A 14,349-nucleotide genomic window follows, 5' to 3' on the forward strand; every position below is an offset into this window, starting at 1 on the left:
CTGTTGTCGTATGAAATGCTGCTAACCCCGAAAGGTAGCAAAGTTATTTTTATTTTCGCCAATAATCAGAGTGTTCTAATTGAGGATGCAGATGACTGTAGCTCCTTTAGAGTCGATGATTCCGAAGTTGTCCGATAGTCCCTTACTGACTTCGATGAAACAGTATTTTGAACGTCCGCAAAAGGTTGTAAGTAGCCAATCGGAAATGTCTGCGAACAGCCAGGAGCGGTCGTTTCACTCGATATACCACGTTTAAGAGATTTGCTACCCGAAGGGATTTACATGCCGGAACTTGTAGCCTGTTCAGTTTGTGGCGAACTGCATTCGCTCGATGAAATCGAACTCACCTTCAAGCGTCCGGATGCAATTGCAGCACTTTCGGCGATTGACAGAGAACAGTCCTGTAAAGAGGCCGAAGACCTCTGCGCAATATGGGGGGAAGACGACGATTCGCATCGTTTTTTTGTGCGAGGCGTATTGCCGATAAAAATTGCAGCTCGGTCCATCCCCTATAATATCGGTGCGTGGATAGAGGTATCCAAAGAGGTCTTTAATAGAATTAACGAGCTTTGGGACAGCGACAGCCAACTTCACGAGCCACCATTTAAAGGCAAACTAGCCAACGAAATTCCAACTAGGGTTGGGTCACTCGAATTAAAAGGACACATTCAACTAACAGGGCCGACTACGCGCCCCAATTTCATGAGTTCTGACGCTGAGTCGACCTTATTTGCGGACCAACAATTTGGCGTGACGGAACACCAGGTAGCGGAGTACACAAAATCGCTTGCCCTGTAATTGCGTTGGGCGGCAGTTGCCGGCCAATTGCGGACGGTCAAAAGTGTCGGCCAAACTGATGGCGATTCATTATGAAAAAAAACGACATCGATAACAATGTGGAAGGCACCATGAGCGATCAACATTACGTAGAGTGCTGCACCCATGGCAAACAAGCCGCCACCTATGTCTGCCAGCACATTCTTCAAACGCTGCAGGACAGCAAGCCGCGTGGCTTTTGGTCTGCGGAGGTTGGACCAGGTGAGTTGCACCCAGATTCTTGGTGTAGTGAGTGTGAAGCTATGCTCAATGCTGTCGGTGAATGGAATGACGAAACCGAAGCCAAAGCTGGCATTTCGTTGATTTGTAGTGTCTGCTATGAGAGAGCAAGAGTTCTCAACCAAAGCACCGAAACTGGCCAGAAGCAGCAGTCAGAGCAATAAATCCGATAGTTTAAATTTTCTAGAAGAAAAACATGTCGATTTCGATCTACTACAGTGCACAGCGTAAGAAGGAGCTATCGCTGTCGGAAATAAAAGCGATAGAAGAAATAGCTACCAAGTATTCGGTCAATGCCAAAATAGAAAATTTAGTTGCAACAGGAGTCGGACTGAATTGGGAATCCTTTCATTTTCTGACCAACACTCAGCGGCCCAGCTTATTTAAAAAAGCCATGGTTTTCTCGGGCTCGACGAAACTTCCAGACAACAGCGCTGATGCAACATGGATTGGAGTTCAGCATTGGTGTGAATGCCTTTCCGAATTACGTCAGCTATTAAACACGTGTGATTGGTCAGTATCCGTAGATGACCACAATATGCATTGGGATCTCCAAAAGCTAGCCTACGATCCATCAAAATGAGCATGTAAGTATTGGACCGAAATCGGCCAACACCGGTCCTTCGCGCTAGCCTCCAATTTAATATTGTTTTGCCAATCATTTCGTGGCACGATATCGGAATATTGTTGGCGAGCAACTACCCTGACTGCTCGATGAACTTAACGAGGCACTCGCGGCATGAACATCCTGAAAAAACTCTTCGTTGGTAACAAGGTCCCGAAGTCAATGGTAATCCCCCCATTTTTGAGCAAAGCTAAAAGTAGAAGCTAAGCCGTAAGGGCCAATTTCTGCTTCGGGGTGATGCCGCCGAGTGCCATGTTCGGGCGTTCGTGATTGTAGGTCCAGAGCCATTTTGTGGCAAATTCCTGGACCTCGCTGATTGATTCAAACAGATAGTGGGCGAGCCAGTCATAGCGAACTGTTCTGTTGTAACGCTCGATATAAGCATTTTGTTGCGGCTGTCCTGGTTGAATAAAACTGATCTGGATGCCGCGCTTTTCTGCCCACGTGGCCAGTGTCGAACTGATGTATTCGTGTCCGTTGTCACAGCGAATCGTCGTCGGCTTTCCCCGCCATTCGATAATTTGGTCAAGCGACCGAACGACGCGAGTTGCCGGCAGGGAGAAGTCGACGTCGATGCCTAAGCCTTCCCGATTAAAGTCATCAATCACGTTGAACAGGCGGATACTGCGCCCGTCCGACAGCTGATCGTGCATGAAATCCATGGACCAGACGTCGTTGATCGACGTTGGCACCGACAACGGTTCGGGCTTTTCCCTGGTAAGCCGCTTTTTTGGTTTGATTCGCAAATTCAACTCCAGCTCTCGATATATCCGATAGACGCGCTTGTGGTTCCAGCCGAATCCTTTGACATTGCGCAAATACAGGAAGCAAAGGCCAAAGCCCCAGTTGCGTTGGTTCGCGGTCAACCGGATTAACCAGTCCGCGACACGCTCGTTATCTTCCGATAGCTTTGCCTTGTAGCGATAACAGGTCTGGCTGATCGCGAAAGTCGCGCATGCGCTGCTTACGCTGATGCCATGCGCTCGGACTGCCGCCTGTGCCATCTCACGTCGGTGAGATGGCTTCACCACTTTTTTTGCATCGCCTCCGAAATGATCTCGGCCTTCAGCTTCTCTTCGGCGTACATCTTCTTGAGCCGACGGTTCTCGTCTTCCAACTCCTTCATCCGCGTCATCATCGACGCGTCCATGCCGCCGTATTTGCTACGCCACTTGTAGAACGAGGCCGAACTCATCCCGTGCTCACGGCAAAGCTCCGGCACTGGCGTGCCGGCCTCGGCCTGCTTCAAGATGTTGATGATCTGACTTTCGGTAAAGCGTGATGTCTTCATGTAAAACTTCCTCAAAATCGCATTTAAGAAAATTCTACTTTTAACTGATACTTTTTTGTGGGGGGATTACCCTATTAGCGATCAGCGCGGTGCCGTAGTCGTTCAGACGTTTCCTGATTGCTCTGCGCCGGATCCCCGAAATCCGGAGTTTGGAAATCGAGCATTCATTGCGGACAATGGCCTCGCGCTCGTTCTGCAATGTGCTGACGGCACCGCGAGAGCGTGGGAAGCAAAGCAATCGAAGACGACTAATTTGGGAAAAGTGACTCTATTTTCTGCGGCGGCTAAACGGGGAATTATTCCATCTGACCTTCGTTGCGCCGGATTTTCAGATTTTACCCCCGATGGGGATTGCGATGTCATTGATCATACAAAAGATTGGTCCGCATACATCGTCAGGAACATGGGCAGTACATATAGCGTTGTTAATGCATCGTCAGAAACCCCCAAAAGACTGAACGTTTATACGGGAGGAGTTTTACTACCGCGAGCTGGTCCAGCGAGTGATGTTGTTTTGGGGCAGGACAGCTCTAGTAAAGGAGTTGAAATTCGATCGCTTTTGAATTGGTCAGCAAAGCCATTTGTTAAACCACTTCTTAGAAATGGGTTTTTTCAAAGTACTGAAACTGATATAGACAAGATCTTTTACTCTGATGCGCATGACCTAGTAATCTTGTCATGCGATGGCGTATTTATCTATTTTGAAGATGATGTTGCATTGGTCCGCGCCTTTAGCCTTGACGGTACAGAGCGCTGGACAATACGAAAACACCTGCCAAAGCCTAAAGAAAGTGGAGGCCTACATGAAGGGTTCACTAGTATCCACGCTTGGGTAAAGCTATTCGCAGGAGGGCGTTATGCAACAATGGATTCGTCCGAAGAACGCCCCTCATTTGACAATGTAGATCTCGGGACCGGCAAGACAGTCGCGTCATTGGCGGGTCACCCTATCGCCACGGCAGCAATAGGGAATCGCATTCTGATACGCACTTTTTCCGGTGAATTTGCGCTAATTGATGTAGGAAAGGTCGTCCAATAATCTGTTGTAGGCGGCGCGCCTGCTTCGCAAATATACACCTAAACCGGTGTATTGACTGTCCGCTTTCTTGAAAACGCTATGACCGATTTGGGTCGTGAGCCGCCTGCCAGGTTTATGCAAACCAGCCGTTCGTTAAGAAGTGTCTGGCCCGGACCTGTCTACTCGTCTAAGCCACTATTCGTTCCAATGCAGAGGAAGAAAGTATTTTTATAGAGCTGTTCGACGTTCCATCGAAGCCCCATGATCGCAAGCAGTCTGGCGCAGACCTTCGCCGGTATTGCTTGACCAGCTACTGCTGACAGGTAGCATGCTTTGCCATGAATGGCGCGTGTCTCTTCACGGCATAACGTCGTATTGAACCCAGTCACCACCTTACAGATATGGCCGTCGCCAAAAAGCGCGTATCGATGTTTTCGACTTTAATGTCTTGTTTTCGACTTTAATTGTAAGGAATAGCAGTTATCCATTCCACTAATATCTGTCCTCCCAATTTACGGACAATTTTGATCATTTTGGTCTGTCACGGATTTGTAGCCCCTCGTGACAGACTTTATTATCGCGTGACAGACTTTATTAGTCATTATCAACATTCGTTGAGTCACTATTAATTGGGAGAATATCCTAATTAATAGTGTTAGAATGGAGCATGGAATGGTCCACTGATCTATCTACATATCCGACGTATTGGCATTCTCGACTCAAGAGAGGGTTTGGTCTGGGCACTGGCTCAAACTACCGTCCTTGGTTGAGGGTTCGTGATGTGCCATCTGACGGTAGTTCGGGTAATCCGAAGGGGATTACCACGGGTCGTACCTATCACTTGCTCTCCAAGCTGGAGAGAATCTATTTCCACTATTTGGACCGACAACCCGATGTTGTCGATATACGAGAGCAGTTTCCCATTCTGGCTCTCAGTGAGACGCAGTCTCTTTGTGCCGAGCTGGGCGTTAAGCACCCTGCTGCCGGTCGCTATCCGGAGCCATTTACCCTCGACTTTCTGGTCACGAGACAGAAAGAAGGGCGCCTGGTCTACCAAGCTCGAAGTATCAAAACACCGGGAGATGCGGCAGACGAAAAGACTCGTGCGAAGCTTAATGTGGAATATCAATGGAGCGAGAGAAATGCTCTCGACTGGAAGCTTGTCGACGTTTCCGGGTTTTCTGACGATCTTCAGTCGACATTGGTATTCATGCGTGGCTGGTTCTCGCATCGTTATTCTGCCGATGAGCGCATTGCAAATGACTTCAGCCAAATGTTCCTGAAGCTCTATGAGCCTAATGTTCCCCTTAAGGAATTGATTCAGGCTTGTGCTTCACGAATGAAGCGAGGTTATTCCCTGGCGCAAAATGACTTTCGCTATTGCGCGTGGTCCGGGCTCATCCCTGTTAAATTGAACTCAAAGCTCACAATGCATCTACCGGTCACACTCGATGGAAAACGCTGAGAACAATATGACCTTTACGCCTAGCCCTGCCCAAGAGAAAGTTCAGATAGGCTTGGTTATCAGGATGGGCTTGGAAGCTGCATCAGAGATGGTGCGGATAACGCATATTTTTCCTAAGTGCATATACGTTATTCCTGTGTCGACGCCAGATATGGCGCGGTATGCTAAGCGCCCCTATGAAATGAGCCTCGGGAAATTGCTGCGGTGGCTAAAGACGTCAGAGTGGCAAATTGGGCGTTTGCGGTTGCCGCCAGAATTTTTGCTGAGCTCCGAAGAATGCGATGGGGCTTACGAGGCCATCAAGCCTTTGGTGGAGATTTTTGAGGATGAGCGCGCGTTGGGGCGCTCCATGTTCACGGTCCACATTCAACGCCGAGCTGTTGAGCTCGATATTAGCCCTGTCTCGCTACGTCGCATGCTGCTTCGTTTCTACTATTTCGGTAGGTTAAAGGCAGCGCTGCAGCCGCTGAAAGTTGGGCGTCCCATAGAGTGGGAGGGTGTTAACACTGATTCAACTATATCAAGAGGTATCACGAGTCGGCGAAGAGGGCGCCAGCCTGTAGAGGCTGAGATACTGGGGCGAAATGAATTCTCGGTAACAAGAGATGACATTGACGATATGGTGAGTTGCTATGAGGACCTGGCGAAAAAGGGGAAAGTAAAAAAGACGGTTGCACATAGCGAGTACTTGGCGCAGCACTTCAGCAAAAGAAATCCAGACTTATACAAGAAGTATCTCGACAAGCAGTGTCCGCTGCCTGTAACCATTAAGCAGTTCCGGGATTACACCGGCCAGTACGCGAGCTTTACGGCGGAGATGGCAGAAAACGCGGGTCAAAGTCATAGGCAGCAGAAGGGAGCTACCTTAGCGGTGGGGCCCGGAGAATATTACGAAATAGATGCAACCGGCGGCCGCATTCACCTTGTCGATAGTGAGAATCCGGATGTTGTCTTGGGCACACCTGTGATCTATCTGATCTTAGATCGGTGGAGCCGCTTTATCGTAAGTATTTACGTGACGTTGCGGCCGGCGTCATGGGAAGAGATACGAATCGCACTCTTGATCGCGTTTACTCCACGTAATCGGCGTTTCCGAAATCTCGGCATCAATGTAGATGAAGATAGGTGGCCTCAGGGCCGGATATGTTCTCATATGGTTCAGGATCGGGGATCTGAGATGATCTCGCGCGCAATGCTCGAGGCGGCGGTCGATGGACTGCATATCGAACCTGAAACTCTTCCGCCTCTTTGCCCAGACGGTAAAGGAATTATCGAGAGAACCATTCGAAAGCTTAAAGACAGGATGGCGGATCGGCGTCTCAAAGGTGGGTTCCAGGATCGGCCTTTGGATCCTAAAAGTCGACGCAAATTTCGTGTTGCCAAAGGTGCTGCTGCTTATTCTCTACGAGAGCTATATTGGACTCTCATTGATATCGTCGACGAACACAACAATAGTTCTCACCGACATCTTGAGGCGAAGACGATATTGCGGCGCACACAGGTCAGACCTACCCCCAGAGATGCCTATCTTTGGGGATTGGAAAACATTACTGGTCTCGAGTGTCCGCCATTAGAAGATGCTGACTATCTGCGACTTCTGATGGGGAATGACAAGGCCACCATTGCCAATGGTGCCGTCATGTTCAGAAACCGGAAATACTATCCTGCCAATGCTGCAGCTGAACGCCAAGCTCGGCACTCGACATCTAGTCGTTCTGCAATCGATATTAAGGTTGACCGCTCATATCCTGTGGAGATTTTTGTTCCGATGGGAGGCCAGGACTGGCCACAGTGGAAGGTCAACAAAGCCGGGCTTCAAGAACTGCAAGAAATCACTCTAGAGGAAGAGGATCAGCTCCACGACAAACACAGGCTCTTGATTGCTAAGACTAGGAATGATTCATTTGTCGATGGGCAATTGCGATTGGCCAGAGATCGAGGAGGGAAGGGGAGTCGCGTGGTCGAGTCTACAACCGCAACAGAGCATAAGAAAGTTCGGAGAGAAGCCGAGAGCGAGAGAGTCAAGGATGCCATATTGGGGCGCCCAACTAAAGTCGCAGTCGGTATGCCAACGGTCGGTAGGGCATCTAGAGTCGATGCGAGATCGCAAGGAGAAGAGCTTGAGGAGCGTGAGCGTCGCGAGACTATTGAGCGAATGAGAAGGAGGAAGTAATGAGAGCCAGGACAGATACGTTATACATCAGTATTCCTGCAACGTACCGCCCGACAGGGGTAAGTGACTTTGATGGCAACCCATTCATTGAGGCGTTGCCTCCCATGGAGGAAAGCAAGAATGCCATTTTGTCGCGCTTGCAAAACTATCCCCTCACTCCCACCAAGAGTGAGCTAAAAAAGGGAGAGATCATCCGCGCAGCGGAGCTAGGACGCATTCGCACTCTTGTATATCCATTTGCGGAATATCAGCGTGCCGGCATGAATTTGACTCTGAACATTCGGGAGGCATATGTCGCTCGAAATCCACTCAATCCTGTGGATATGCAACGCCGTTTGGCGATTGCGTCGGGAGACGGGGAGTTCGCCATTCCAAACAATTGGGTAAGCACCGCTAAGGGACAGACGCTGATAGGAATTAGTGGGAGTGGAAAAACAACTTTCGCAACTGCATTCTCGCTACCGTATCAGATTGTCATTGAACACCGCGAATACAAAGGAAAGCCGCTTGTTTGCCGCCAGATTCCATGGGTGAATCTCCGCATGGCTCATGATGCCACCCTAAAGAGTTTGTGTCTGCAGTTCTTTGATGTGGTGGACGGTATTCTCGGGAACACGAATTTCTATCGGCAGGCACGATCAGTCAGCGGCATTGCACGGATGTCTCTGCTTATGGCACATGTCGCGACGGTGGCATCAATCGGCGTAATTTTTGTGGACGAGCTGCAAAATCTCAAAGCCGCGAAAGGCGGGAATGCCGTCTTCGTTCTGAACCTCTTTAGTGAAATCATTGAACGCGCTGGAGTTACGTTGGTTATAGCAGGCACGCCGGCGCTTGAGACGGTAGTTAGTCAGAACGTGCGCAATCTTCGGAAGCTTGGATCTGGGGGGGATTCACACTTCGTTCAAATGAAGTACGGCGATATTGAATTCAATAGCTTCTGCGAGACATATTGGGACTATCAGTTTGTGGCGAAACCATTGAAATTGTCAGGCGATATCAAGCGGGCATGGTTTGAAGCGAGCGGAGGAAATCCAGCATTCACCGCGTTGGCATTTATGTTGGCTCAACGAAACGAGATTGGTGGACGCGAAACGGTTGATCGCGCAGCTTTTGAGCGCGTCGCGCGATACGATATGGCAAGTCTTCAGCCAGCCATAGCCGCACTTCTCTCTGGTGATCCTGCAGCGCTTGCTGTGTTTGACGACTTGCTTTCGGGCGCTGAACCGTTACGATCCTTGATTGCTTGGAAAGGTGGGACGGATCAGCCAACAGCGAAGGAAGAGGAATTTCCGGAGCTGGAGAAGCAAGAGCCCGTTGAAGAGGGGAAGCCCCAAAGGAAAAAACCAGCCAAGCCCGTCATCCCCAAAAAGGAAAAGGAAGAAGCCAAGGTGACGCTGCCGATGGAGATCCCCTTTTAGCTGTACAGGCTATGGCTAGGCGTACACATGCGTGCGTATTTCCCTATGTCCCGAATTTCATTCCGGGAGAACTCCTCTATGCTTGGATTTCGCGCTTACATGTTTTAAATGGGCTGCCTAATCCTCGCTCAACGCTAAAAGCCCTTTTTGGATCACATACGTCTACCCTAAGTGGAGATTTGCCATGTGGGTTGAGGTACTTCTGCCGGCAGACCAAGGAATGGGGGCCCTTCCTTGGGACCCCGGATGTCGCATGCCAGGCGACGCTTTATCCATACTTCAGCCGATTTATGTCCAAGCAACGACGAGGGCTGCTTTTGAATAGCATGTGCTCAGTTAATGGCAACGGCTTAAAGGCAGGCGTCGGTCTCTTGGCAAATGGATTTGGGGCGACAGTACTGCTTAAAAGCTGCATTAAATGCGATGCCGCATGCGAGGAGGAGTTTGGCTGCAAAACCTGGTTTCGAGTTCATCAGTTGCCGGGCGTTTCAACATGTCCCGCGCATGGCTGTAGCCTCCAATTTCATGTAGTGCAGAGCGGTCAGGAAAACAGGTACACCCTGCTTGTATCGCATTCGGGAGAGGCGAAAAATGCCAGCGCTGTTTTCGGCTTATGCGCAGAGCGTTTTGCCTCGTTATCGGAGCAGGCTCTACATTGCAGTGCGGAGCCTCTATCGGATGAAGAGCGAACCGGGCGATATTACGCCGGCATAGCCAGATTAGGTCTGGGCACCAGAAACAAGATCCATTGGGAAGCATTGGTGCAATTAGTCGGCGACCACTACGACTGGTTTTCTGGAATGTATTGTCAGGAGCGGTTGCTTTCTTCACCGAGCCAACCCCTCCGCTGGTTGCGAGATCTTTGCCAAAGGCCGAAGCGAAACATGCACCCTATTTGCCATATCTTATTGGCAGGATATCTATACGGTGATTTGGGAAGCTTTTTTACCGCCACAGAAAACCGTAGCATAGAGGATAAATCACTTAGAAGGGTTTATTCGATGTCTCCCAAGCTGGCGTCCAGGAATGACGGTGATCTGGAGCGATTGCTTCATGATCAATCACTATCCTGCCGGGAGGTAGCTCGACAAACAGGAAGATCGGTAAATGGCATCGTAACGAAACGAAGAGCATTGAAGCTGGCAGTCGGACTTAGGCCAAAAATACTTATGAGCGAACAAGAAAACGAGATAGTTAAATTGGCAAGAGATGGCTGCCGTGCAGCTGGAATCTCAGAAGAAGTGAACTTATCTCTTTCAACAGTTTATCGTGCGTTGGCAGCAAATAACGAACGCATTCAGCCAGATCGCCGTGCTGAACAACGACGTAGAGAAGAATGGCTTGATTTAATGAAGTCGCATCCCTTAGCCGGCACTACATCCCTTCGGCAGCAGCTTCCAAGCGTCTATTCGTGGCTCTATCGTCATGACCGGAAGTGGTTGATAGAACATTGCCCTATCCGTTCTAAGCCTAAGGCTCTGACAAATGCTCGGGTGGATTGGTCCGTTCGCGACACCTATTTCGCATCGTTGATCCGTGATGTAGCCGGCGTGGAACGAGGATCCCGAAGGAAGCGGGTATCTGCTACATTTCTGCTTCGATCAACAAGTCATGAAACGATGATTCGACGAAACTATGCAAAATTTCCTCAGGTGAAAAAGGCACTGGACTATTATGCCGAAAGCGACGCATCGTTCCGTGCACGTCGATGGAAATCTGCGCAGCGTGGGTTGGTTCAAGAGGGGATAACTGAACCTCCGGAATGGATGGTCAATAGAAAATCTGGAATCCGGATGAGGAAAACCTTAATTGGCGGCGATATAAGAATGATCTAAGGAATAGCTAAATAATGAGTGGTCCGCGTTTGCTTCCGTTTGTACCTGCACCGTATTCGGATGAAGTTTTGGGATCCTGGTTGGCGCGCGTTGAGGCGTGTAATGGATCAGGGGCTTGGCTTAATCTGACGCATCGCAGTGGGATGGGATATGTCTTCTATCAGATTCAATTCGATTTATTGAATTTCAATCCGCGCATTGAAATGCTGTTTGACGGGCTGGGAGTAAGCTATGAAGAGGCGATCAAGAAACATAGCACTCTGAAATTCTGGTCGGTTTTTCGCGGAGCATCTCAAGGAGTTGTACCTGGGACCACTGATTTGCGCATGCCAGCAACGAGCATTGCTCAAGATACGCCCATGCGGTCGCTGAGAGGGCTGGGGCGTCTGACATCAAGCCATGAAGAAAGATGGCATTGTTCATCGTGTATTGCAGAAGATATTGATGAGAGAAGACAACCACATTGGCGTACGCATCATCAGCTAGTGACGTCGTTTTACTGCTTCAAGCATTCGATCGCATTACGTAGCTCCTGTGCAAGTTGCGGCGCTTCGACACGTTCAATGAGGCGCAATGGCTGGGGAATGTTAACCAGGATATGTGAATGTGGGACGGACAGGCGTATTGAGGTCCACGGCAAACAGGAGATCCCTGAGATCTATGAGCGCCTTGGGCGCATCGGAGAAGAGGCTCTTGCAATAGAGTCGGTGGAATTGTCGTGGGGAGAACTCCAGCAGGCCATGTTAGCGTTGGCGAGGAGACACGATCCATTGTGTAGCAAACGCTATATGCCCGTTCTTCGTGAAGCCTTTAGCGCATTGTCTTCTGAAACAGGCGCATTCGTTATGCGGCCACCAGGTGCGTTGCGCGAACTTGTCCATAGGAGCGATGGAGCGGGAGCCGCAGTGAGGATTCCTATGATGTTTGCTATTCTCGGGCTATCGATTGAGGAAGCAATCAGTAGATATCGAGCGATGAAATCCACGTCGGACAAGCCTATCAGGCGGGAGACTAAGTCTGTAACGTCTGAAATTGCGACCGCCAGGGCGTATTTCCAGCAGCGAATGCTGCAGGGGATTGAAAATCCGGCGAGCATGCGGTCGTATTGTTATTTGCGAATTTGGGATCTGGATTGGTTGCAAGCTAAGTTAGGCAGGAAGCTTAAACCGCTCCCAAGCCTTGCAGAGGATCGTCATGAGATTGAAACTAGATTGAAAGCAGACGATCCTACTCTTGTACTTCGTTGCGCAGTGATGCGTAGGATGATGGCTCGCGATATGGATACTTACGAAAAGGTGCGCGCTATTCTGGCGCCAAGGACTATCCAGAAGAAACGTTCTGGTATGGCCCAGAAAGTTTTGCGGCAGAGACAGGATCGTCTTGGAGAGGCACTCAAGGTCTTGTTGGCTCAGAACGATAGCAAGCCTCGGCATATCTCATACAACCAACTTGGCAGGGTCGTTGGGTTGAGCGGAACTCAGGCAATGTTGGCAATACTCAATTCTCCTGCACTAAGCGAGCAGGTTGCGGAGGCACGGAGAACTTTGAAGGAGCGCCAGCTTAGGTGGATTATCTGGGATGAACATAAGAAACGCAAAGGGAGGCCGGTGAGGATTTCTGCTGTCATGGCGCGACTCCCGTACAGAGGCTGGTCGAAGGAACTCGTCGAGCTTTTTCGTTCCTACGTTACCTCTCTACCGGCACATGAGTGAGTTTTGCCGTTCACGCTTTAGGAGTTCAATCTATAGATGTGAAAAAGCTGCCGTGTAGAGCGGCCTTTTCCGTCTCAAGCTTGGCCATCCTTGCTTGATATAACGATCATCATCGGCTTGTGTTTTAAAGCGTCGACCCTTCACGATTTCAGCCCTCGCAAATTAAATTCGATCATTAGTATAGCGGGGATTGTTAGCCGTGTTATACGAGAGCGATTGGCGCTGCAAGCGGACAACGTCGACGTCGGTGCGCGTATAAACGTGTTGATACATTGAGTTTTCGCATATGCTTGTATCTATATTGAAGGAGTTATTATGAGTAAGGTAGCAACTTTAACCGTTCAGCAATGGGGTAATAGCTTGGCAGTACGTATTCCCGCAGCTCTGGCACGAAAAGTTCACTTTGTGGCTGGACAGCCCGTGGAAATGTCCACTGACGATTTCGGCGTGGTGGTTCACCGGAAAGGTTCTCCAAAACTCACGCTAGAGCAAAGGCTGGCAGCTTATGATCCTGCAAAACACGGCGGAGAGGCGATGCCCTCTGGTCGCGTCGGTGCCGAGGTATTTTGATAGTGAGCAAAATTTGGATACCCGAATGTTGGCGCTGACTCGAATTTGACCCGCGGCTGATTTTAACTGACCCATATCGAACCTCTGCAATCCCGCATTGGGTCGTTGTTTTCGCAGCATGCGGGTGGAGCAACAATTTCCGGCAGCTTGGGCCAACCTAGCAGCAGCGCAAACACGTAACGCTGCCCATACTGTGCATATTTGATATATGCCTGTTTAAATAAGCATTCATTAAAAGACATGACAACCCTCTTTCAAATCGGTCAGAGCCTGCGCGCAGAGCGAGTACATCAGAAGAAACCCAAGACGAAATTGGCCAAAGCCAGTGGCGTTCATCGGAATACGCTTTCGGGGTTGGAAGCCGGCACCGCTAACGTGGAACTGAACACGTTGATTACCCTTTGCGACCAACTTGGTTTAGACGTCGTCCTGGTCAGAAAAGAAGTAGCAAATATGGTATCGACCGATGGAGAACTGCAAAGCTCAGCCTTGAGTAGAGTTCTGTCCAATAGGCTACGACGTACAACGCTTACTGGTGATTCGTAATAAACAAGGATCTGGTGTTTGGATTGTAGTTTTGATTGCAATGGTTGCGGTATTGGTCTTGACGAAGGGACTGACATATTGCGGACTGATCAACCTCACTTCGATACCCATTTCCTTGAAACGCCGGTCCCAGTAGTGAGCCGAGCTGCAAGCTTCCATGGCAATGATTCGTGGCTCGAGCCTGCGCACGGTACTGAGCAGCTCTGCACGCATCACTTTGGCACCATACTGCGCATATTGAACGCCCAGCTTGTGACGTGCCGCGGCGTTAGCCGCGCTTCGATTTTTCCCGTTTGTAGCTGACACGGAATTGTGCACGGCGATCCCCCATCAGCGCGCGTAGTTCGGCGATCGTCAAAGCGCTTACTTCATGCATGCGGATCAGCAGCGAAGCCCCAACCGGCAGACGCCGATGGCGAATTTTGGAAAGGACCGGCGGTGCGATTCCGAGTGCGCGAGCGAGCGCCGCATCATTTTTCAATTTCAATTGTTCAATCAAGGAATCAAGCAGGTGATTGGGGTCATACGTCTCTTGTTCATCGAGATTAATGCCGGTCGGTGCATCTGGAGTAGTGGGAGTACGCATCAATTGCCTTCGTCATTAGCAGGTAAAAAAGGACTTGCGTGGCATAGCAGG

The 14,349-nt window shown here is 49.8% G+C and carries 13 protein-coding genes and 1 pseudogene; 11 read left to right on the top strand and 3 right to left on the bottom strand.

The genetic code is table 11. The annotated features are described in order from the left end of the window. Positions 1 to 282: 282 nt before the first annotated feature. From BCF11_RS12420 to BCF11_RS12430, 3 genes are all read left to right on the top strand, one after another. A complete protein-coding gene (locus BCF11_RS12420; protein WP_098495024.1) occupies positions 283 to 798 on the top strand; it encodes a DUF2199 domain-containing protein in 516 nt (171 codons plus the stop codon). A 71-nt stretch (positions 799 to 869) separates the two neighbouring features. Continuing rightward, positions 870 to 1,220: a hypothetical protein gene (locus tag BCF11_RS12425; RefSeq protein ID WP_098495025.1), complete on the top strand. Its 351-nt coding sequence runs from the start codon at positions 870 to 872 to the stop codon at positions 1,218 to 1,220. 32 nt (positions 1,221 to 1,252) lie between these two features. Then, positions 1,253 to 1,639 (top strand): hypothetical protein, encoded by a 387-nt coding sequence (locus tag BCF11_RS12430; protein WP_199110851.1) that lies wholly within the window; start codon positions 1,253 to 1,255, stop codon positions 1,637 to 1,639. 245 nt (positions 1,640 to 1,884) lie between these two features. Here BCF11_RS12430 and BCF11_RS12435 read toward each other — a convergent pair. Then, positions 1,885 to 2,972, bottom strand: a protein-coding gene (locus BCF11_RS12435; RefSeq protein ID WP_098495026.1) for an IS3 family transposase whose coding sequence is annotated in 2 segments (ribosomal slippage) — positions 1,885 to 2,720 and positions 2,720 to 2,972 — 1,089 coding nt in all. Because the reading frame shifts where the segments join, the coding sequence is not laid out codon by codon here. A 262-nt stretch (positions 2,973 to 3,234) separates the two neighbouring features. On the opposite strand from BCF11_RS12435, the gene BCF11_RS27580 reads away from it, so the two are divergent. From BCF11_RS27580 to BCF11_RS28635, 8 genes are all read left to right on the top strand, one after another. After that, entirely contained in the window at positions 3,235 to 4,011 is a 777-nt protein-coding gene (locus BCF11_RS27580; protein WP_143751322.1) for a hypothetical protein, read from the top strand. Between the two features lie 646 nt (positions 4,012 to 4,657). Next, a complete protein-coding gene (locus BCF11_RS12440) occupies positions 4,658 to 5,455 on the top strand; it encodes a TnsA endonuclease N-terminal domain-containing protein (protein WP_098495027.1) in 798 nt (265 codons plus the stop codon). A 7-nt stretch (positions 5,456 to 5,462) separates the two neighbouring features. Continuing rightward, the gene (locus tag BCF11_RS12445; protein ID WP_158229191.1) at positions 5,463 to 7,628 is read left to right on the top strand and encodes a DDE-type integrase/transposase/recombinase; all 2,166 of its coding nucleotides are present in this window, start codon (positions 5,463 to 5,465) and stop codon (positions 7,626 to 7,628) included. Continuing rightward, complete coding sequence (locus BCF11_RS12450) at positions 7,628 to 9,049, top strand: ATP-binding protein (RefSeq protein WP_098495029.1); 1,422 nt, start codon at positions 7,628 to 7,630, stop codon at positions 9,047 to 9,049. The genes BCF11_RS12445 and BCF11_RS12450 overlap by 1 nt, the downstream gene beginning before the upstream one ends. Before the next feature lie 11 nt (positions 9,050 to 9,060). Next, entirely contained in the window at positions 9,061 to 10,884 is a 1,824-nt protein-coding gene (locus BCF11_RS12455) for a TnsD family Tn7-like transposition protein (RefSeq protein ID WP_098495030.1), read from the top strand. Positions 10,885 to 10,898: 14 nt separating this feature from the next. After that, positions 10,899 to 12,596, top strand: coding sequence for a TniQ family protein (locus tag BCF11_RS12460; RefSeq protein WP_098495031.1), 1,698 nt, complete (start codon positions 10,899 to 10,901; stop codon positions 12,594 to 12,596). A gap of 315 nt (positions 12,597 to 12,911) precedes the next feature. Next, positions 12,912 to 13,166 carry an AbrB/MazE/SpoVT family DNA-binding domain-containing protein gene (locus tag BCF11_RS12465; protein ID WP_092416784.1) on the top strand — a complete coding sequence of 85 codons (255 nt, stop codon included), beginning with the start codon at positions 12,912 to 12,914 and terminating at the stop codon, positions 13,164 to 13,166. 240 nt (positions 13,167 to 13,406) lie between these two features. Further along, entirely contained in the window at positions 13,407 to 13,712 is a 306-nt protein-coding gene (locus BCF11_RS28635) for a helix-turn-helix transcriptional regulator (protein WP_098495032.1), read from the top strand. 51 nt (positions 13,713 to 13,763) lie between these two features. Here the strand turns inward: BCF11_RS28635 and BCF11_RS12475 are convergent. Next, positions 13,764 to 13,946, bottom strand: a pseudogene (locus BCF11_RS12475) (IS110 family transposase); the annotation flags it as partial. Positions 13,947 to 13,980: 34 nt separating this feature from the next. Further along, on the bottom strand, positions 13,981 to 14,298 hold the full coding sequence (locus BCF11_RS12480; RefSeq protein ID WP_098495033.1) for a hypothetical protein: 318 nt from the start codon (positions 14,296 to 14,298) through the stop codon (positions 13,981 to 13,983). Positions 14,299 to 14,349: the final 51 nt, after the last annotated feature.

It is taken from the genome of Collimonas sp. PA-H2 (assembly GCF_002564105.1).
GTDB lineage: Bacteria > Pseudomonadota > Gammaproteobacteria > Burkholderiales > Burkholderiaceae_D > Collimonas.

Coding starts and splice junctions, on each gene's coding strand:
- BCF11_RS12420 (WP_098495024.1), top strand. CDS start 283: ATGCCGGAACTTGTAGCCTGTTCAGTTTGTGGCGAACTGCATTCGCTC.
- BCF11_RS12425 (WP_098495025.1), top strand. CDS start 870: ATGAAAAAAAACGACATCGATAACAATGTGGAAGGCACCATGAGCGAT.
- BCF11_RS12430 (WP_199110851.1), top strand. CDS start 1,253: ATGTCGATTTCGATCTACTACAGTGCACAGCGTAAGAAGGAGCTATCG.
- BCF11_RS12440 (WP_098495027.1), top strand. CDS start 4,658: ATGGAATGGTCCACTGATCTATCTACATATCCGACGTATTGGCATTCT.
- BCF11_RS12445 (WP_158229191.1), top strand. CDS start 5,463: ATGACCTTTACGCCTAGCCCTGCCCAAGAGAAAGTTCAGATAGGCTTG.
- BCF11_RS12450 (WP_098495029.1), top strand. CDS start 7,628: ATGAGAGCCAGGACAGATACGTTATACATCAGTATTCCTGCAACGTAC.
- BCF11_RS12455 (WP_098495030.1), top strand. CDS start 9,061: ATGGCTAGGCGTACACATGCGTGCGTATTTCCCTATGTCCCGAATTTC.
- BCF11_RS12460 (WP_098495031.1), top strand. CDS start 10,899: ATGAGTGGTCCGCGTTTGCTTCCGTTTGTACCTGCACCGTATTCGGAT.
- BCF11_RS12465 (WP_092416784.1), top strand. CDS start 12,912: ATGAGTAAGGTAGCAACTTTAACCGTTCAGCAATGGGGTAATAGCTTG.
- BCF11_RS28635 (WP_098495032.1), top strand. CDS start 13,407: ATGACAACCCTCTTTCAAATCGGTCAGAGCCTGCGCGCAGAGCGAGTA.
- BCF11_RS12480 (WP_098495033.1), bottom strand. CDS start 14,298: ATGCGTACTCCCACTACTCCAGATGCACCGACCGGCATTAATCTCGAT.